The organism is Amycolatopsis sp. NPDC049252 (genome assembly GCF_043197175.1).
Classification (GTDB): domain Bacteria; phylum Actinomycetota; class Actinomycetes; order Mycobacteriales; family Pseudonocardiaceae; genus Amycolatopsis.
Window position 1 is genome coordinate 1 of the sequence record NZ_JBICSQ010000115.1, and the last position, 20,047, is coordinate 20,047.

At 72.2% G+C, this 20,047-nt stretch carries 14 protein-coding genes; 3 read left to right on the forward strand and 11 right to left on the reverse strand.

The features are described 5' to 3' along the window. Positions 1–590 (forward strand): carotenoid oxygenase family protein (locus tag ACGFMK_RS45340; protein ID WP_392777031.1); only part of this gene is annotated, 590 nt, incomplete at its 5' end. 45 nt (positions 591–635) lie between these two features. Here the strand turns inward: ACGFMK_RS45340 and ACGFMK_RS45345 are convergent. The 3 genes from ACGFMK_RS45345 to ACGFMK_RS45355 form a co-directional block, all read right to left on the reverse strand. After that, positions 636–1,415, reverse strand: a complete 780-nt coding sequence (locus ACGFMK_RS45345) for an SDR family oxidoreductase (protein WP_392777068.1) — start codon at positions 1,413–1,415, stop codon at positions 636–638. A 76-nt stretch (positions 1,416–1,491) separates the two neighbouring features. Further along, a complete protein-coding gene (locus ACGFMK_RS45350) occupies positions 1,492–5,094 on the reverse strand; it encodes a discoidin domain-containing protein (protein ID WP_392777034.1) in 3,603 nt (1,200 codons plus the stop codon). Positions 5,095–5,422: 328 nt separating this feature from the next. Next, positions 5,423–5,857: a winged helix-turn-helix transcriptional regulator gene (locus tag ACGFMK_RS45355; protein WP_392777037.1), complete on the reverse strand. Its 435-nt coding sequence runs from the start codon at positions 5,855–5,857 to the stop codon at positions 5,423–5,425. A gap of 133 nt (positions 5,858–5,990) precedes the next feature. Between ACGFMK_RS45355 and ACGFMK_RS45360 the strand changes: the two genes are divergently transcribed. After that, positions 5,991–7,187: a thiolase family protein gene (locus ACGFMK_RS45360; protein ID WP_392777040.1), complete on the forward strand. Its 1,197-nt coding sequence runs from the start codon at positions 5,991–5,993 to the stop codon at positions 7,185–7,187. Between the two features lie 5 nt (positions 7,188–7,192). Here the strand turns inward: ACGFMK_RS45360 and ligD are convergent, their stop codons facing one another. Then, complete coding sequence (ligD, locus tag ACGFMK_RS45365; RefSeq protein ID WP_392777042.1) at positions 7,193–8,134, reverse strand: non-homologous end-joining DNA ligase; 942 nt, start codon at positions 8,132–8,134, stop codon at positions 7,193–7,195. Between the two features lie 41 nt (positions 8,135–8,175). Between ligD and ACGFMK_RS45370 the strand changes: the two genes are divergently transcribed. Further along, positions 8,176–9,015 (forward strand): PHP domain-containing protein, encoded by an 840-nt coding sequence (locus ACGFMK_RS45370; RefSeq protein ID WP_392777045.1) that lies wholly within the window; start codon positions 8,176–8,178, stop codon positions 9,013–9,015. Positions 9,016–9,115: 100 nt separating this feature from the next. On the opposite strand, the gene ACGFMK_RS45375 is transcribed toward ACGFMK_RS45370, so the two are convergent. The 7 genes from ACGFMK_RS45375 to ACGFMK_RS45405 all read right to left on the reverse strand — a co-directional run. Next, positions 9,116–11,152 (reverse strand): DHA2 family efflux MFS transporter permease subunit, encoded by a 2,037-nt coding sequence (locus ACGFMK_RS45375; RefSeq protein ID WP_392777048.1) that lies wholly within the window; start codon positions 11,150–11,152, stop codon positions 9,116–9,118. A gap of 119 nt (positions 11,153–11,271) precedes the next feature. After that, a complete protein-coding gene (locus ACGFMK_RS45380; protein WP_392777051.1) occupies positions 11,272–11,727 on the reverse strand; it encodes a GNAT family N-acetyltransferase in 456 nt (151 codons plus the stop codon). A 47-nt stretch (positions 11,728–11,774) separates the two neighbouring features. Then, a complete protein-coding gene (locus ACGFMK_RS45385; RefSeq protein ID WP_392777053.1) occupies positions 11,775–12,938 on the reverse strand; it encodes a glycosyltransferase in 1,164 nt (387 codons plus the stop codon). Further along, positions 12,938–13,744 (reverse strand): alpha/beta fold hydrolase, encoded by an 807-nt coding sequence (locus ACGFMK_RS45390; protein ID WP_392777056.1) that lies wholly within the window; start codon positions 13,742–13,744, stop codon positions 12,938–12,940. The genes ACGFMK_RS45385 and ACGFMK_RS45390 overlap by 1 nt, the downstream gene beginning before the upstream one ends. After that, complete coding sequence (locus ACGFMK_RS45395; protein ID WP_392777059.1) at positions 13,741–14,046, reverse strand: acyl carrier protein; 306 nt, start codon at positions 14,044–14,046, stop codon at positions 13,741–13,743. Before ACGFMK_RS45395 ends, ACGFMK_RS45390 begins: the two co-directional genes overlap by 4 nt. After that, entirely contained in the window at positions 14,043–18,326 is a 4,284-nt protein-coding gene (locus tag ACGFMK_RS45400) for a beta-ketoacyl synthase N-terminal-like domain-containing protein (protein WP_392777062.1), read from the reverse strand. Before ACGFMK_RS45400 ends, ACGFMK_RS45395 begins: the two co-directional genes overlap by 4 nt. A gap of 5 nt (positions 18,327–18,331) precedes the next feature. After that, positions 18,332–20,047, reverse strand: a 1,716-nt coding sequence (locus ACGFMK_RS45405) for an SDR family NAD(P)-dependent oxidoreductase (RefSeq protein ID WP_392777065.1), incomplete at its 5' end; no start/stop codon positions are given.

Below are 20,047 nucleotides of genomic sequence, written 5' to 3' on the forward strand. Positions count from 1 at the left end.
GCGAGGGCGGCAACGCCGACGTCCGCTGGTTCGACGTCGAACCCTGCTACGTCTTCCACCCGCTCAACGCCTACGACGACGGCGACAGCGTCGTGCTGGACGTCGTGCGGCACCCCCGGATGTTCGACCGGCAGCTGCGCGGCCCCGACGAGGGCGTGCCGACGCTGGACCGGTGGACGGTCGACCTCTCCGCCGGCAAGGTCATCGAGGAGCGGCTCGACGACCGCGGCCAGGAGTTCCCCCGCGTCGACGAGCGTGTGGTCGGCCGTCCGCACCGCTACGGCTACGCGCCGTCGGTGACCACCGGGGCGAACCCGTCGGACGAGCTGTACAAACACGACTTCTCGAACGGCTCGACCCAGGTGCGGTCCTTCGGCGCCGGGCGTTCGCCGGCGGAGTTCGTCTTCGTGCCGCGCGCCGAAGACGCCGCCGAGGACGACGGCGTCCTGGCCGGTTTCGTCCACGACGCGGCCACCGAGCGCAGTGAGCTCACGCTGCTCGACGCCGCCACGCTGGAAACGGTCGCCGCGATCCACCTGCCGGACCGGGTGCCGGCCGGCTTCCACGGCAACTGGCTGCCGAGCGCCTAGCGCACCAGGCGAACACGACCACATCCGCGGTGGTGCCGGACGGACCTAGCGCTTCCGGTAGCCGAGCACGCCGACGTCGGCCTGCTCGGACAGGTACTGCGCGAACGTGATCCGGCCGTCGAGGTGGTGCGGCGTGAGGTGCCCGCCGTCGGCGTACGCCCGGAACGTCTCCCCCGGCACCTTCACCGAGACGATCTTGCGGCGCCGTCCGCTCGCCTCCGCGACCGCCTGGGCCAGCTCGGCCGCCGCGAGGATCTCGGGGCCGCCGAAGTCGTCGACGCGGCCCGCCGGGTCGCCGGTGGCCAGTTCGGCCAGGCGCGGCGCGACGTCGCGGACGTCCACCGGCTGGAACCGCACCCGTGGCACGGGCAGCACCGGCAGCCGGGACGCGCCCGCGAACAGGGTCCGGACCAGCGCGTGGAACTGCGTGGCCCGCTGGATCGTGTACGGCAGGCCGGACGCGGCGATCAGGTTCTCGGTCTCGAATTTGCTCTTGTAGTAACCCAGCGGGACGCGGTCGACGCCGACGATCGAGACGTGGACCAGGTGCGGCCCGCCGGTCCAGCGCGCGGCCTCCACCAGCGTCCGCGCGAGCGCCGTCTCGTGCCGGAAGTCGGTGGCGCAGTGGACGACGGTGTCGACGCCGGCCAGTGCGCTGTCGACGCCGCGGCCGGTGCGCAGGTCGCCGGGCACGACGTCGGGGCCGGGCCGTCTGCTCAGCACGCGGACCTCTTCGCCCGCCGCGCGCAGCCGTTCGGTGACCACCCGGCCGAGCTGCCCGGTGCCGCCGGTGACCAGGATCCGCACGAGCCCCACCTCCGCCATCACGCCGTCAAGGCCACCTTACGGGCGTCTGTCGCCCGCAAGGTGGCCTTGACGGCACTATTCGATCAGTTGCGGATCAGGTGCGGATGATGGTGAACGTGCTCGTCGTGTTCCGGATGTCCTGGGCGTTGTTGCTCAGGGTGAGCCCGGTGAACGTCGCCGAGCCGACGGCCGGGCCCTGACCCGGTTCCGGTAGCTCGTTGGCCCAGATGCCGATCCCGGACTTCGCGTCGAAGGCGTCGCCGCTGCGCTGGGCACCGGAGATGTTCACGTTGGTGAGCACGGTGTCCTGCACGGAGTTCTGCGGCTGGCCGCCGACGTAGTTCGTCTGGAACATGATCCCGCTGTAGGTCGGGCTCTGGATGTCCACGTCGGACACCCGGATCCCGCGGAACTCCTTGGAGGCGGAGAACAGCCAGATCGCCGGGAACGTCTGCTGGCCCCAGAAGTGGCCGCCCGCCCGGATGAGCGAGGCGTTCTGGACCGTCGTCGGCTGCGGCCCGAACCCGAGGAACGGGTAGCCGAAGTCGAGCGAGCTGATCGTGATCGCCGAGTACGTCAGCGTGTCCGCGATGTAGAGGTTGCGGAAGGTGTTGTTGTACCCGCCGTACACCGCCAGCCCGGCCGCGCGCCACGGGGTGAGCGCGGTCAGGTTCTCGAACACGTTGTCGTACTGGTTGCCCTGGTTGATGTCCGTGGCGGCGAACAGCGCGAAGCTGTCGTCACCGGTGGACCGGGCTTCGTCGTTGACGACGTGGTTTCCGGTGCTCCCGTTCGTGAGGTTGATCCCGTCGGCGAAGGTGTCGCGGATCCGGGAGTTCTTGATCGTCGTGTTGTCCACGTTGGTGCCCCACACCATGACCACCTGGTGCTCCACCCAGATGTTGTCGATCGTCAGGTTGGCGACGTTGGCCAGGTTGAACACCTTGCCGGGGCCGTCGATGCGGGAGGTGTAGTTCCCGAACACCGCGAACCCGCTGACCGTCGACCCGTTCGCGGTCGACTGCACGTCGAAGCCGATGTCGGTGTTCTCCTGCCCGGCGGGCGCGGAGAACTTCGTGAACCACGGCCCGGCGCCGATCAGCGTGATCGCCTTGCCGTAGACGTTCACCTTGCTCGACAGCGAGTAGTCCCCGGCCGGCAGGTAGACGCCGGTGAGGGTGGTGTCCTGCCGGACCTTGTCCAGCGCGGCCTGAACGTCCTGCTGCGTGAACCCGGCCGGGACGGCGAAGTGCGCCGGGTCCGGGTTCGCCTGCGCGGTGGCCTGCTCGAAGTTCACGAAGTCGATCGCGTAGTTCGTGCTGTTCGCCGCGTCCTTCTGCAGCTTGATCCTGCTGCCCGCCGGCACGGTGGTGCCGAGCAGCGCGCTGGCCTCGTCGTAGATGTGGCGCGGCCCGGTGCCCGGCGAGTTGCCCGGGCCGGTTTCGGCGCCGTAGAGCCACGCGTAGTGCGAGGTCAGGTCGATCGCTTTGAGGAAGGTGCCGTTGACGTAGACGTTGATCGTCGAGTTGATCCCGCCACCACCCGTGGAGTCCGGGATGGAGAAGCGCGTGACCAGTGTGTTCGTCGCCGCCCGCGTCGTGAACTCCACCGAAGCGCCGGTCGAGTTCAGTGTGACGGCCTTGCGCCCGGACGCCTCGCCGGCGAGGTCGCCGATGGTGCGGTTCGGGCCGACCACGGCCGCGCCGCCCGCGAGGACGCCGTCCTCGGCTTCGTACATGTCGTAAGGCATGTTGGCGCCCTGGCCGACGAACAGCGACTGCGTGCTGGTGTTGTTGGCCTGCTTCACCGGCAGCTCGTTGGCGTCGTTCGCGACGACCGTCTTCACGGTGTACTTGCCGTTGGCCGCAGTCCACGTGCCGACGTTCACCGGCGACGCCGTCGCCCCGGCCGCGATCGCGCCGGAGTACGAGCCGGTCAGCGTCTTCACGACCGTGCCGTTCGCGTCGGTGATCGTCACGGTCACGCCGTGGGCTCCCGACGCGGACGCGATCGTGCCCTGGTTGCGCAGGGTCACGCTGAAGGTCACCGTGTTGCCCGCCGACGGGTTGTTGGGCGACCAGCCGGTCGCCGACACGAGGTCGGAGCTCTGCACCGGGCTGACGACCAGCGCCGTCGAACCGGTGAAGGAGTTGTTGTCCTCGTTCTGCTCGATCACGGCGTTGGCCTCGTCGACCTTGGCCGTGAGCTGGTAGCTGCCCGCGTCCCGGGTGCCGATGGTCACCGACACCGTCGTCGACGCCCCGGCGGCCAGCGCGCCCACCGCGGCGGTGCCGACCTTCGTGGTGCCCAGGTAGAGGTTGACGTTCGTCGCGCCCGCGGTCACCGTGCCCGCGTTGCGGACGGTCGCCGACGCGGTGATCGAGTCGGTCTCCACCGGGTTCTGCGGCGACCAGGACACGCCCGAGACCGTGAGGTCCGGGTTCGGCGCGGGGACGCCGACGACCTGGAACTCCGCGGCCTGCCCGCCGCCGGCACCGGAGTTGGCGGTGACGCGCAGCCGGACGTCGGCGACACGGCCGCTCAGCGGAATCGTGACGGTGTTGCCGGTCGACGGGCTGAAGCTGTAGGACTGCGCGGCGGCCAGCGTGGTGAACGTCGAGGACGCCTGCTCGCGGCCTTCGACGGCGATGGTCTGCGTGCGCGGGCCCCACGAGGCGTCCGGGTTCAGCTTGACGACGACCTGGCTGAGGTCGGCGTTGGAGCCGAGCCCGACGGTCAGCAGGTTCGGGTAGGTTCCGCCGCCACCCTCCCAGTAGGTGCTGGTCGAGTTGTCGTTCGCGTTGGTGGCGACGAACGTGAACTCCGTCGACGACGCCGTGATCGGCTTGCCCACCGCGAGGTTCGTGCCGGCCTGGGTGCCGTTGCGCGTCACGGTGTTGCTGTTCGCCGACTGGTTGCCCGCGGCGTCCTTGGCCCGGACGTAGTACGACACGGTCGTGCCGTCGGGCTGGTTGTCCGTGTAGGTCAGGACGTTGCCGGCGACGCTGCCCCGGAGCTGGTTGTTCGCGTAGACGTCGTAGCCGGTGACGCCGATGTTGTCGGTCGAAGCCGACCAGGTGAGCCGGAGCTGACCGCTCGCGGGTGCGGTGTAGGCGAGGTTGCCGGGGGCGGACGGCGGCTGCGTGTCACCGCCGGAGGTGCTGCCGTGCACCTCGAACTCGGACAGCTGCGCGGCCGGCCAGCCGGTGTTGGCCGTGACGTTCAGCCGGACGTAGCGGGTGCTCGCGGTGAGGTTGATCGTCACCGTGTTGGCCGTCGCCGGGTCGAACCGGTAGCCGGCGGACGCGACGAGGGTGCTGAAGCTGCTGCCGTTGGTGCTGCCCTGCACGGTGAGCGTCTCGGTGCGGGCCTCCCAGCCGGTCGGCAGCTTGAGCACGAGCTGCGCGACGTCCGTGGTGGCGCCGAGGTCGGCCTGGACCCACTGCGGGAGCTGGTTGTTGACGCTCTCCCAGTAGGTGGCCTGGTTGCCGTCGCCGACGTTGGAGACGGGGTATTCGCCCAGCTGGCTGCTCGCGGTGTAGGTCGCGGAGGCGGCCTGGGCGGCGGGCTGGACCGCTGGGACGGCTGCGGGGGCGGTCGCGGCCGGGGCGCCGCTCGCCGCGACGGCGGGGGCGGCCAGGAGGAGGGACAGGGCGGCGTAGGTCGCCGCGCGCGACAGGAGTCGCTTCGTTCTCATGGGTTCCTCGGATCCGGGGAAGAGGGGAGACGCGTCGAGCGAGCACCGGCCCGCGGGGGCGGGAGGGTGCGAGACCAGGGAACGGGGACACGCGGCGGCCGGGGCCGGTGGCGCGCGCGGGCAGGGCGAAGCAGCCGTCATGGACACCTCGGCGTTGAGGAGCTGGGCGGGATCTTCCTGACTCCTGCTGCGATTTCTCGCGAGCTTGTCAGGTTCTTGCACTGATTCGTTCAAGAGTTACAGTGACGGGGGTCTCAAGTCAACGCCCAAACGTCGGAAGGCCCCCTCGCGAGTGCGAGGGGGCCTTCCGGGAGACGGAGGTCGGGCGTCAGTGCACGGCGCCCAGCCGGATCGCGTGGGTGCCGGGGGCGTTGACCGGCTCGCCGCAGTGCTCGCAGACCGTCACCGCGTGCAGTTCGGCACCGCAGGCGTGGCGCCAGAGCGTGGGCGGTTCGCCCTGGTGGACGTACTTGTCACCCCAGGCCATCAGGCCCAGCAGGATCGGCTGCAGCGCGCGGCCGGCCTCGGTCGGGTAGTACTCGTGGCGCGGCGGGTGCGCTTCGTACTGGACCTTCTCGAGCACGCCGGCGTCGACGAGCTTGCGCAGCCGCGCGGCCAGGATGTCGCGGCTCGCGCCGGTGTTCTCGGCGATCTGGTTGAACCGCCGCTCCCCCAGCATGATCTCGCGCAGGGCGAGCAGGCTCCACCGCTCGCCGACGACCTCGAGGGCCTCCGCCACCGAGCACTCACGACCACGCCGCACGACGTCACCTCCTGGGGCTGAAAATCCAACCTAGCACGTCAGCGCATGTGACCTAGCGGACAAGCGAGTTGTGCAATCCAACTCACCCCGCGTATACCGGACACATTCCCCGATCTGCGAGGAGGCAGACGCCATGACGGACGCGGTGATCGTCGACGCGGTACGGACCCCCATCGGCAAGGGCAAGCCGAACGGGAAGCTGGCCGGGGTGCACCCGGTCGACCTGCACGCCCACGCCCTCCGCTCGCTCGTCGAGCGCACCGGCGTCGACCCGGCCCGGATCGACGACGTGATCAGCGGCGCCGTCGGCCAGATCGGCGAGCAGAGCATGAACACCGCCCGCTGGGCCGCGCTCGCCGCCGGCCTGCCGGAGTCGGTACCCGCGGTGACCGTGGACCGCCAGTGCGGCAGCAGCCAGCAGGCCGTCCACTTCGCCGCGCAGGGCGTCATCGCCGGCGCCTACGACGTCGTGATCGCCTCCGGTGTCGAGTCGATGAGCCGGGTGCCGATGGGCAGCCAGGTCGCCGGGCGCGACCCGTTCGGCCCGCAGGTCGCCGCGCGCTACCCGGACGGCCTGGTGCCGCAGGGCGTCAGCGCGGAGCTGATCGCCGCGAAGTGGGGCCTGACGCGGGAGCAGCTCGACGCGTTCTCCGCCGAAAGCCACCAGCGCGCGGCGAAGGCGTGGGCCGAGGGCAAGTTCGCCCGCGAGGTCGCGCCGCTCAAGGCCCCCGGTCCCGACGGCGTCCTCGTCGACGTCACGACCGACGAGACCGTCCGGCCGGGGACCACGCCGGAGATCCTCTCCGGGCTGAGGCCCGCGTTCCGCGCCGACGTCTGGGAGCAGCGTTTCCCGGAGCTCGATTGGCGCGTCACGGCGGGCAACTCCTCGCCGATCAACGACGGCGCCGCCGCGCTCATGATCACCAGCAGCGAGACGGCCGCGGCACTCGGGTTGCGCCCGCGGGCCCGGATCCGCCACTTCGCCGTCGTCGGCGACGATCCGCTGTACATGCTCACCGGCGTCATCCCGGCGACCCGCAAGGTCCTGGACCGGGCCGGGCTCGGCGTCTCGGACATCGACGCCTTCGAGGTCAACGAGGCGTTCGCCAGCGTGGTGCTGGCCTGGCAGGCCGAGATCGGCGCCGACCTGGCGAAGGTCAACGTCCACGGCGGCGCGATCTCGATCGGCCACCCGCTCGGCGGCAGCGGCGCGCGGCTCATGACGACGCTGCTGTCGGTGCTGGAGGAGACCGGCGGCCGCTACGGCCTGCAGACGATGTGCGAAGCGGGCGGGCTTGCGAACGCGACCATCATCGAGCGCCTCGACTGACCCGGTCAGTCTTCGGGTGGCTCTTCGACACCGTCGCGGTCGGCCCACTCCAGCAGCGGGTCGAGGGAGAAGACGGCGTCGTCGATGCCCGCGTGGAGGTCGCCCAGCTCGGCGAACCGGGCCGGGACGGTCGCGATGGTGAAGTCGCCCGGCTCGACGTCGTCGATCTCGTCCCAGCGGATCGGCGTCGAGACCGTGCCCTCCGGGTTGCCGCGCACCGAGTAGGCGCTGGCGATCGTGTGGTCGCGCGCGTTCTGGTTGTAGTCGACGAACAGGGTGCGCGGGTCGCGGTCCTTGCGCCACCAGGTCGTGGTCACCTCGTCCGGGGCGCGCTTCTCCACCTCCCGGGCGAAGGCCAGCGCGGCGCGGCGGACGTCCGGGAAACCCCAGCGCGGCTCGATCCGGACGTAGACGTGCAGCCCGCGCCCACCGGACGTCTTGGGCCAGCCGACCGCGCCCAGCTCGTCGAGGACCTCGTGCGCCACGTGCGCGACCCGGCGGACGCGATCGAAGCCGCACTCGGGCATCGGGTCGAGGTCGATGCGCCACTCGTCGGGCTTTTCGGTGTCGGCACGGCGGGAGTTCCACGGGTGGAACTCCACTGTGGACATCTGCACCGCCCAGGCGACGTGCGCCAGTTCGGTGACGCACAGCTCGTCGGCGTGCCGGTTGTAGCGCGGGAAGGTGACCCGCACGGTCTCCAGCCACGGCGGGGCGCCGTTCGGGACGCGCTTCTGGTGCACCTTCTCCCCCGCCACGCCGGACGGGAAGCGGTGCAGCATGCACGGCCGCTCGCGCAGCGCGTTGACGATGCCGTCGCCCACCGAGAGGTAGTAGTTGACCAGGTCGAGCTTGGTCTCGCCGCGGGCCGGGAAGTACACCCGGTCCGGGTTCGAGATCCGCACCGTGTGCGGCCCGACCTCGAGTTCCACCGCCTTCTGCGCCATGACTCCAGACACTAGGCCAAAATCGGCGTTACGGTGATCCCGTGAGCCTGCCGACGGACGGTCATGTCCACACCGAATGGTCCTGGGACACGGTCACCGGGTCGATGATCGGTTCGTGCGAACGGGCGCTGGAGCTGGGGTTGCCGTCGGTCGCGTTCACCGAGCACGCGGACCTCACGTCGTGGCTGATGCCGGAGCCGATCCGGCCGCTGCTGCCCCAGCACTTCCGGGTGCGCCTGCGCCCGGACGGCGTCCTGGAACCACCCGACCTCGACGTCTCGGGTTACCTGGCGTGCGTCGAGCAGTGCCGCGACCGGTTCCCGGACCTGCGGATCCTGTCCGGAGTGGAGCTGAGCGAACCGCACTGGCACCGTTCACGCGCCGACGCTCTGCTCGCGTCCCACTCGTTCGACCGCGTGCTGGGGTCGGTGCATTCGCTGCCGGGCGACGACGGGCACCACCAGGAGCTGACGGTCGTGACGGACCGTCCGCCGGGCGAGATCCTGCGCGCGTACCTGACGGAGGTGCTGGGCCTGGTCGAGTCGACCGCGAACTTCGCCGTGCTCGCACACATCGACTACGCCCTGCGCTCGTGGCCCGCCGAGGGCCCGCCGTTCGTGGTGACGGACTTCGAGGAGGAGTTCCGCACGGTGCTGCGGGCGCTGGCCGGCAGCGGACGAGCCCTGGAGGTCAACACGAAGGTCCCGCTACCAGGCGAAGTGGTGCGCTGGTGGTTCGAACTGGGCGGCGAAGCGGTCGCGTTCGGCAGCGACGCCCACGAGCCGGCCCTGGTCGGCCACGGCTTCCCGACGGCCGCGGCCCTCGTGGAGTCAAGCGGTTTCCGCCCCGGCCACACCCCGCACGACTTCTGGCGCCGCTGACGACACTTTCACGTGAAAGCGTCGCCCCCACCCGAATGCGCCCGCCCCGGTGACAGCCCGAACGTCGCTTTGCGGCGCAAAGCCTCACTCGAGTGGGGGATCAGGCCAGGGCGTGGCGGCCGTAGGCGCGGACCTCCGTGCTCTGGTCCAGCAGGCGGTTGGCCACCCGGCCGATCGCCGCGTCCAGTTCGGCGCGGTCGCCGGTGCCCCAGTCGCCCAGCCGCGACGCCAGCCAGTCGTGCCAGGCGCGGACGACCTTGGCGAACTCCTCGCGGCCCGCGTCCGTGAGGGCCCAGCCCGCGTTGTAGCGCAGGTGGCCGGTCAGCTCCAGCCGGTTGAACGCCGGTTCGAGCACCGGCGCCGGCACGCCGAAGTGCTCGCCGATCGCCCGGAGGGTCGCCGGTTCGCCCCGGCGTTCGCGCAGGTGGACCTGCAGCAGGCACCAGATGCCGCCTTCGTCGAGGTCGCTGCCCGCCCGCTCGACGATCGCCGGGGCGACCTTGCGGCGCTCGCGGAAGAAGAGCGTCGCGACGGCGCGTTCCAGCTCGCGGTCGTCCGTGCGGGCCTCCGGCATCGCGAACCCGTCGCCGAGATCGGGCGCCGCGGCGCGCGCGGTGTCGCGCAGCGGGACCTCCTTGAGGAAGAACGCCAGCGCGAACGCGACCAGCCCGACCGGCGCGGCGGCGAGGAACACGACGTGCAGCGAGTCGCTGTAGGCCTGGATGAACGGCGCCGACGCCGAGTCCGGCAGCGCGTGCAGCGCGCTCGGGATCTGCGTCACCCTCGGGTCGACGCCGGGTGGCAGCGGGTGCTGGGCGGCGGCCTTGGCCAGGTTCGGGGCCAGCTGGTTGGCGTACACCGTCCCGAAGATCGCCGCGCCGAACGAGCTGCCGATCGAGCGCAGGAACGTCACGCCGGACGTGGCCACGCCGAGGTCGGCGTAGTCGACGGTGTTCTGCACGGCGATGGTCAGCACCTGCATGCCGAGCCCGATGCCCAGGCCGAGCACGGCCATGTAGGCCGACGCCTCCCAGAACCCGGTGCCGGTGTCGAGCCGCGAGAGCAGGTACAGCCCGATCGTCATGCCGGCGGCGCCGACCAGCGGGAAGATCTTGTACCGGCCGGTCTTGCTGACGGCGTTGCCCGCGGCGATCGACGCGACGAGCAGCGCCAGCACCATCGGCAGCAGCCTGACCCCCGACGTCGTCGCCGACGTGCCCTGGACGTACTGCATGTACGTCGGCAGGTACGACAGCGCGCCGAGCATCGCGAAGCCGACCACGAAGCTCATGATCCCGCCGACGGTGAACACCGGGTTCCGGAACAGCCGCATCGGCAGCATCGGTTCCTGGGCTCTCAGCTCCACGAAGACGAACGCCGCGAGCAGGATCAGCGAGCCGATCGCCATCCCGATGATCATCGGCGAACCCCACGCGTACTGCGTGCCGCCCCAGCTCGTGACGAGCGTCAGGCCGGTCGCGGCGAGGCCGATGAGCAGGATGCCGAGGTAGTCGATCACCGGCTTCACCGCGGCGCGCGCGTTCGGCATCGCCGACGTCGCGACGACCAGCACCACGATGACCAGCGGGATGTTGACGTAGAACGCCCAGCGCCAGGACAGGTGGTCGACGAAGAAGCCGCCGAGCATCGGGCCGGCGACGGTCACCACGCCGAACACCGAGCCGAGCACACCCTGGTACTTGCCGCGTTCGCGCAGCGGGACGACGTCGGCGATGAGCGCGGTCGAGGTGACCATCAGCCCGCCGCCGCCGAGGCCCTGCACCGCGCGCCAGACGATCAGCCAGACCATGCTGTCGGCGAACCCGGCGCAGAACGAGCCGATGCCGAACACGATCACCGACAGCTGGAACATCAGCTTGCGGCCGAAGAGGTCGCCGAGCTTGCCGACGACGACGGTCATGATCGTCTCGGCCAGCAGGTAGGACGTGACGACCCAGGACAGGTGGCCGGCGCCGCCGAGGTCGCCGACGATGGTGGGCAGCGCCGTCCCGACGATGGTCTGGTCCAGCGCGGCCAGCAGCATCCCGAGCAGCACCGCGCCGAAGACGGCGTTGACCCGCCCGCGGCTCAGCTGTGGAGGCGCCGGCTCGTGGGCGACCTCCGCGGTGGCCGTCATGGCACCCTCCCTCGCTCGGCCTCCCAAGCTAGTGCGCGGGAGCGGCCGGCGCGGGGTCCACTGTGGATCGTCACTCGTTCCGGTGATCGGCGAGGGGCCGCGGACGGCCCGGGTGCCGCTCAGGCAGTGCGCCGCAACGTCACCTCGAACGGCTCGAAGCCCTGCGCCCGGTAGAACTCAAGCGCGCTCTCGTTGGCCGCGAAGGCCTTGACCCGCAGCTCGTTCGCCCCGTTTTCCCTCGCCCAGGCGAAGAACGCGGCCACCAGCTCACCGCCGATCCCGGCGCGCCGGTGGCCGGCGTCGACCCGCAGGCTCTCCAGATCGGCCGTCACCGCGCCCGGCCGCAACGGGTTCGGCGGCCGCAGCCGCCCCACCAGGTGCCCGCCGCCGCCGGGGGCCAGCAGGCAGAGGCACGCCGGATCCTTGACGAGGCCGGCGTAGTAGGCCTCGCCCTCACGGTCCGGCCAGCCGGTGTCCATGAACGGGTCGCGGCGGCCGCCGTCCTCGGCGAACAACCCCGCCACCGACGCGACGAACTGGGGAACTTCCTCCGCCGTGCACACGGAAACAGTCATGCCGGACACCGTAACCCGGCCATTTTTTCCGTGTAAATAACAAACTTTCAGGGCCGCAGATGCGCCAGGCTTTCCAACGCGAGCTGCTCCAGGTGCCCGGCCGCCGCCGGGCTGCCACCGGCGGCGCGGAACGACGCCGACAGCCGCTCCGCCGCCCGGCGGTACGACGCTTCGGTCAGCACCTCTTCGACCGCCGCCCCGATGCGGGCGGCGTCGGCCCGGCCGAACCGCAGGCGGACACCCGCGCCGGCCGCCACCACCTGAGCGGCCACGATCGGCTGGTCGTCGCGGATCGGCGCGACCACCAGCGGCAGCCCGTGCCAGAGCGTCTCGCAGACCGTGTTGTGCCCCGCGTGGCACAGCACCGCGTCGACCCGCTCCAGCAGCGGGAGCTGCGGGACCCGCGGGCACACCAGGACGTTCGGTGGGACGGCACCGAGCACCCCGCCCGGGTCCACGACCACCGCGCGCGCTTCCAGGCCCGCGAACGCCTCCGCCGCCGCGGTGAGGAACCCCCTTCCCGCGTCCGTGTTCGCGGTGCCGAGCGAGACGAGCACCGTGGGGCGCAGCGGGTCCAGCCACTCCCACGGGAAGTCCGTTGTGGACGGACGCCCGGTGATCGACGGCCCGACCAGCCGGACGTTCGGCGGCAGCACGGCCGCGCCGAGCAGCTCGCGGGTGGTGAAGGCGAGCACGCCGTGCGGTGAGAACCGGGGGTCCGCCGGGCCGCCGCCGATCCGCGCGCGCAGCCCGTCGAGCAGGTCCGCCACCCACTCCGCGACCTTCGGCATGCCGGCCAGCGGGTCGACCAGCTCCGCGGACGTCGTCGCGGACGTGACCCACGGCAGGCCGCGGGCGTCGGCGAGCAGGCCGCCCGCGAGCGCCTGCTGGTCGGCGACGACCACGTGCGGCTGGAACGCGTCGATGGCCGCGGCCACGCCGGGGGCCATCGCGTCGGCCAGCGGGACGAGGAAGTCCTGCCAGAGGAACCGCAGCGCGGCGGGCCCCTTCAGCTCGGGCGGCCGCTCCGGCGCGTCCGGCGGCACGGCGCACGAGAACACGAGCGCGTCCGGGCCGGCCAGGTGCCACAGCAGCTCGTCGTGCCCGGCCCAGGCGACCTCGTGGCCGCGCGCGGCGAGCTCGGCGGCCACTCCGGCCGCCGGGTTGACGTGCCCGACCAGCGGCGGGACGACGAAGAGGAACCGGGCCACTACCGCACCCGGGCCGGGAGCCGGGAGACGTCGCGGACCCACTCGAAGATCAGCTCGATGGTCTCGGCGGTCCGCTCGACCAGTACCGAGTGCCCCTGGTCGGGCAGCACGACGGTCCGGCAGTGGCCGAGGTGCTCCTCGAAGTGCGGCACCTGCGCGGCCAGCCCCGAGTCGCCGCCGAACAGGGCGAACACCGGGCAGTGGACGTCCGAGAGGTCCGCGGCGATGGTCGCGCTGCGCGGGATGTCCTCGGCCATCGTGGTCGTCTGGAGGATCCGGTTGGCCGCCTTGGACAGCCGCGCGGTGTGCGCGCCGTGGTTGTCCTTGATCCAGCCGATCACCTCGTCGATGGCCAGGCGGGTCTTCGCGTCGGCGAGGCCGTCGGCCATGTGCCGCGTCCACGCGGCCGTCGGCGGCTCGGCCTCGATGGCGATGACGCTGGCGACGCGGTCGGGCCGGGCGGCGGCCAGCCCGAAGGCCACCGAACCGCCGAACGAGTTGCCGATGACGTGCACCGGCCGGGTGATCCCGAGCGCGTCGAGGACGTCGACCAGGTCGACGACGAACGATTCGAGCCGGTAACCGCTCTCGGGGCGGGTCGTGCGGCCGTGCCCGCGCAGGTCGTACATCACCACGTCGAGACCGCGTTCGGCGAAAGCCGGCCCGAGGGTGAAGTAGTAGCTGGCGAGGCTGTCGGTGAGCAGGCCGTGGACGCACACGACGATCGGCGCGTCACCGTCCAGCGGGACGTCGGGGGTCAGGCGCTGGACGTGGACGTCGAGCTCACCCGCCCGGATCCGGCTCACGGCCGGTCCCGCAACGAGGCGACGATGTAGCGGACCAGCTCGCCGACGGTCAGCGCGATGATCTCGTCCAGGTCGCGTTCGGCGATGAACGTCGCGAAGTTGACGCGGTCGCCGTAGTGCTCGCGCAGCTGCCCGGACAGCGCGACCAGGTCGACGCTCTCCAGCTCGAGGTCGTCGTGGAACGTCGTGGCCATGGTGATCTCGGCGTCATCGAGGCCGTATTCTTCGAGCAGTTCGCGCAGCATTTCACTGAGCCGGGCGAGCACCGCCGCCTCGCCGGTGGCCGTCGTCTCGATGCTCATTCCGCGGTCTCCTTCGTCTCCTCGGTCCAGGCCACGACGTACCGGCGCGGCGGCGCGCCCGGCGGGTTCGCGGTCTCGGTGCAGTGGACGTGGTGGTCGTGCCCGGCCACCCGGACGGTCAGTGCCGCCGGCGCCGCCGCGACGACCTCGAAGTCCCGGGGTTCGCCCCGCAGCCCGGTGCCACGCAGTTTCGCGACGGCTTCCTTCGCGGTCCAGAACCGGGCGAACCAGGCGTCCGGATCGCCCTCCTGCGCCTCGAACAGCGCCCGTTCGGCCGGGCCGAAGGCCGCGTCCACAGTGGACTCGGCGCGCGGGGCGATCTCTTCGACGTCGATCCCGCACGGGCCGAACCGGGCGATCGCCACCCCGGCTTCGGCCCGGTGCGCGACCGAGATCGTCACCGGCGGCAGCTCCCGGCCGTACGCTCCGGTCGCGTGTGGACGGCCCGCCTCGTCGTTGCCGATGCGCAGCTCGGCCGGGAACATCTCGGGTTCCCCGCCGGCCCAGAGGAACTGGCGGACGGCGTCCTTCGCCGCGATCCGGCCGAGCAGCCACTGACGGCGCCCGCGCGGCGGGCGCCGGTCGTAGGCCTCGCGTTCCGGACCGGCGAGGTAGTTCCGCATGATCAGCTCGCGCGTCGCCAGGTCCGGCCACTGCTCGTGGACCAGCGCCCAGCCGCCGGGCTGCTCCTTCGACAGGGTCGAGCGCTCGGGGGTCCGATCGGCCTGGCGGATGTGCGGGGTGCTGTCGAACCGGCGGTCGCGCCAGCCGGTGAACTCGGCCCACACCTGTCCGTCGTGGACGAGCTGCATGTCGGCGTCGAGGAACTCCTCGGTCAGCGACGTGATCTTGACCAGGCACTCCAGCCGCTCCCCCGGCGCCGGGTGCGGGCCGTGGAACCGGATCTCGCGCATCGCGACCGGGAACACGGTGGTGCGCTCGGGCAGCCGGGACATGATCCAGTAGCCGAGCACCTGGCCGACGTTGTCGAGCAGCGCACCGGGCGCGGCCGGGGTGGTGAGCACGGCGCGGACGTGGCGCTCGCCGACGGCGGTCAGCTCGGTGACCCCCTGGAAGCGCGGACCGTGGAACATCCAGCGGTCGTCGTACAGCTCGGCCGCCTTCGTCGCGGGCACTTCCTCGGCCGCGAACCGCCACGGCGCCGGGGCACCGGCGGGATACGCGGAAGCCAGTTCGACGACGGCCTGGGAGTAGCTGCCCAGTGCAGCCAGTACCCGGTCATGGCCCTGGGGAACGACGCGCACCGGCACGGTGACCGCCGGGATCGCGGTGATCCACTGGGTGAGCCGGACGTCGTGCACGGCGACCGCGCGGCGGCCGGGAGCGGCCTGCTCGGCGAAGCCCATCAGGCGGTCGATCACCGTGGTGGCCGGGACCACGGGCCAGCGGTCCGCCGGGTCGGCCTGGGGTGGCTGCTTGAAGAAGCAATGGTCGAGCAGGTACGGCATCGACTCGATCGAGACGTCCCAGGTGGTCTTCAGCTCGACCAGCGGCGTTTTCCGGCCACCGAGCACAGTGGACGCCAGGTTCGCGGTGTCCTGCAGCAGCGCGGCGAACTCGGCGGCGAGCGGCCCCTTCCCGGCCAGCACGTCCACTGTGGATCCTTGGGCCAGCCGGGCGCCGACCTGGGCGCGGGTCCGGTCGTCGAGGCTGATGACGTGCCCGCCGAGGTCGAGCTTCACGGCCTTGCGGGTCGTGGCCCGGGTCTGTCCCGGCAGCGCCGTGCCGTCGACGGGCAGGCCGTCCGCCCACAACGCCGTCGCGACACGCAGCAGCTGGGCGAGCCCGGCCCGGTGCGGCGAGTGCGCCGCGACGACCAGGTGGTCCTTGCCGTGCAGGGTGTCCCCGATGAGCGAGCCGAGCTGACCGGCCCCGACCTGCACGAACGCCCGGAACCCGGCCGCGTGCAGCGTCTCGGCGAGCGGCCGGAACCGGACCGGCTCGAGCAGGTGCCGGACGAACAGCTCGCGGACGTCGGCCTCGGCGACCGGGTACTCCGACACCGTCGTCGCCGACCAGAGCGGCAATTGCGGCGGGTGCAGGGTGAAACCTTCGGCCGCCGCGCGGATCGGGCCGAGGTAGGGCCGCAGCATCGGGGTGTGGAACCCGGAGCGGAAGGGCAGGACCTGCGAGACGATCCCGGCGGCCCGGAACGTCGTCACCAGCGCCTCGACGGCCACGGCCGGTCCGCAGATCATCGCCTGGTTGGGGGCGTTGTCGTGGGAGAGCACGACGTCTTCGCGGCCGCCGAGTTCGGCTAGCACCCGAGGCGCGGGGGCACCGATCGCGGCGAAGGCCAGGCCCGGCACGACCAGGGTGTCCGGGTCGAACCCGGCGAGGAAGGCGTCGATCTCGGCCGGGGCGTACACCCCGGCCGCGGCCATCGCCGTCCACTCACCGAGGCTGTGGCCGGCCACGGCGTCCGGCGTCACGCCCATCCGGCGCAGGGCGGCTTCCAGGAGGCGGCCCAGCTCGAACACCGCGGCGCCCTGACGGCCGACGTCGCCGACCTCGGCATCACCGTGCTGCCACGGCAGCCCGAAGTGGCGGGCGACGTCACCGCAGTTCAGGGCCAGTTCCGCCTCCAGCCCGGGGAAGACGAACGCGAGCTTGCCGCCGCCCGGGCCGAGCAGCGGCCGGTCGGCGAACCAGACGTCGTTGCGTCCGCGCCACGGCCGTCCCCGGCCGACGGCCTTGCGGGCCAGCGCCAGGCGTTTCTCGGTCGGGTCGACGATGCCGAGCCGCACCGGCCCCGCGCCCTCCGGCGCGGTGAGCACCGTGCGGTCCGGTCCGGAAAGGACGTTCCGCAGGGCGTCGACGGTCGGGGCGGCGAGCCGCAGCACGCGTTCGGCCTCGCGCACGATGACCGGGGTGGCGCGGCCGGGAGCCTGCTCCAGCACGACGTGGGCGTTGATCCCGCCGAACCCGAACGCGTTGACCCCGGCGCGGCGCACGGCCGACTCCCACGGCCGGGCCGTGTCCAAAGTGGAGAACCGGGTCTTTTCGAGGGCGGGGTTCGGGTCGTCGCAGTGCAGCGTCGGCAGCAGGACGCCGTGGTGGACGGCGAGCGCGGCCTTGACCAGGCCGGCCACGCCGGCGGCGGGCATCGTGTGCCCGATCATCGACTTCACCGAACCGATGACCGCGCTCCCGACGTCCCCGAACACCTCCGCGAGGGTGGTCAGCTCGGCGGTGTCCCCCGCCGGGGTCGCGGTGCCGTGCGCTTCGAGCAGGCCGAGGGAGTCGGGCTCGGCGGGGTCGAGCCCGGCCGCCGCCCAGGCCTGGCGGACAGCGCGGACCTGGCCGCCCGAGTCCGGGTTGGCGAGGCTGGCGGTCCGGCCGTCGGAGGCGACGCCGGTCCCGGTCACCACGGCGTAGACACGATCGCCGTCACGCTGGGCGTCGACGAGGCGCTTGAGCACGACGACGCCGGTGCCCTCGCCGATCAGCACGCCGTCGGCGTCGCGGTGGAACGGCCGGATGCGCTCGGTCGGCGACAGCGCGCCGAGCTGGGTGAACACGCTCCAGAACGTGATGTCGTGGCAGTGGTGGACGCCGCCCGCGAGCACGACGTCGCAGCGGCCGGAGGCGAGTTCGCGCACGGCGTGGTCGACCGCGATCAGCGAGGACGCGCACGCGGCGTCCACGGTGTACGCCGGGCCGCGCAGGTCGAGCCGGTTGGCCAGCCGGGACGCGGCCAGGTTGGGCACCAGTCCGATCGCGGACTCCGGTGCCTCCGGGCCGAGCTGGTCGGTGAAGGCCTGCCGGACGGCGTCGAGCCGGTCGGCGTCCAATTCCGGTAGCAGCTCGCCGAGGGTGCGCACGAGCTGGCTCGCGGTGCGGACGCGCTGGTCGAGCCGGACCAGGCCGGGGGTCAGGTAACCGCCGCGGCCGAGGATGACGCCGACGCGGGACCGGTCGGCGGGCAGCCGGTCCGGACCACCGGCGTCGGCGAGCGCCTGGGCCGCGACGCGCAGCGCGATCAGCTGGTCGGGCTCGGTGGCGGGGATCGAGTTCGGCATGATCCCGAAGCCCGTGACGTCCACTTCGGCCAGTTCGTCGACGAACCCGCCGCGCCGGCAGTAGATCCGGTCCGCGCGGCGCTCGGCGTCCGGGGCGTAGTGCGCCCCGTCCCACTTCCCCGCCGGCACCTCGGTGATCGCGTCGACCCCGCCGACGAGGTTGCGCCAGTAGGTGTCCAGGTCCGGCGCGCCGGGCAGCAGCACCGACATGCCGACGATCGCCACGGGATCCGGCATCCGCGTCACCAGCCCGAGGCGGTGTGGACGACGGCGGACGTCTCCGGCCGGCCCCAGGCCAGCTCCCGCAGCAGGCCGAGGGTGCCTTCCTCCGGGTCGATGAGCCCGATGCCGCGGCGGGCGTAGTCGCGCATGAGTTCGGGGGTGACCATGCCGTCGTTGGTGCCGGTCGGCGCCCACGGTCCCCAGTGGACGGTCACCGCGCGGCCGGCGGGCCAGCGGTGCCCGAGGGCTTCGAGGGCGTCGTTGGCGGCGGCGTAGTCCGACTGGCCGCGGTTGCCGAGCGCCGCCGCGATGCTGCCGAAGAGCACGACGAACTTCGGCTCGTCGGGCAGGTCGGCCGTCGCTTCCAGCAGGGTCTTCGCGCCGTCCACTTTGGTCCCGTAGACGCGGGTGAACGACTCGGGCGTCTTCTCGGCGACGAGCTTGTCCTCGATGACGCCGGCCGCGTAGACGATGCCGTCGAGGCGGCCGTGCTCGGCGTGGATCTCCTTGACCGCGCGGTGCACGGCCTCGGCGTCGAGCATGTCGACCGACTGGTAGCGCACCGGGCTGCCGAGTGCTTCGAGCCGCTCGAGCGTCCCGCGCACCTCGCGTTCGCCGAGGATCCGGCGCACCGCGCGTTCGATCTCGGCCGGGCTCTTGAGGCCGCTCGCGATCAGTGTGGCCCGGAGCGCCTTGGCGTCTTTGGCCTGCGGATATTCTTCCTCGGCGGCCGGCACGGGTGTCCGGCCGACGAGTTCGAGGCGGCAGTGGGACGCGGCGGCCAGCGTCGCGGCGAACCGGGCGGTGATGCCCTTGGCGCCGCCGACGAGCAGGACGACCGAGTCGCGGTCCAGCCCGGCCGCAATGGCTTCGGCGGTCCCGTCACCGGCCGGGCCCGCGCCGCTGCTGCCGAGCAGGCCGAGGTCCTGTGCGGTCAGCCGGAACCCGCGGCGCCTCCCGCCGTCCCGGATCACGACGGGCTCCCGGTCCACAGTGGACAGCTCGGCGACGAGTCCGTCGGCTCGTTCGTCGACGGTGGTGCCGCGCGGGTGCTCGACGACCCGGGCGATCGTGTCGGGGTACTCGCGGGAGACGCTCCGGTAGAAGCCGCGGAGTCCTTCGCCGGGCCCGGCGGTGAGCAGCCAGGTGGGGTTCCCGGCGAGGGCGTCACGGTAGCGGGGGAACGCGGCGGGCAGCACCGGCCCGTCGTCCGGGAGGTCGAGCACACCGTCGAACCCCGGCCGGACGCTGTCGGCGATCTCGGCGGTCGCGCCCAGCGCGGTCAGCCTCGTCCGGACGGCGTCGGCGAGCGGCCCGGCGCCGAGGACGAGGAACTTCCGTCCGGTGACCTCGGGAGGGTCGGCGGGTGCGAGGTCGACCTCGGTCAGGACCAGGCGTTTCGGCGCGACGACGAGGGGCTGCGGCTCGGCCGGCTCACCGACGACGACCGGCCGCGGCGCGGTCCCGGGCTCGGTTCGCGGCGGCTCGGCCACCCCACCGACCAGCCCGGCGATCGCGGCGGCGGTGCGGGCCTTGGCGAGTTCCTCGACATCACCATCCGGGTCGAGGCCGAGGCGAGTGGCGAGTTCCCCGGCGATCTCGGCCCGCTTGATCGAGTCGACACTCAGATCGGCTTCCAGATCGAGGTCCGGCTCGATCATGTCCACCGGATAGCCCGTCCGCTCCCCGATCACCTCGATCACCGTGTCCAAAACCGACCGCACAGGCACCGCGAC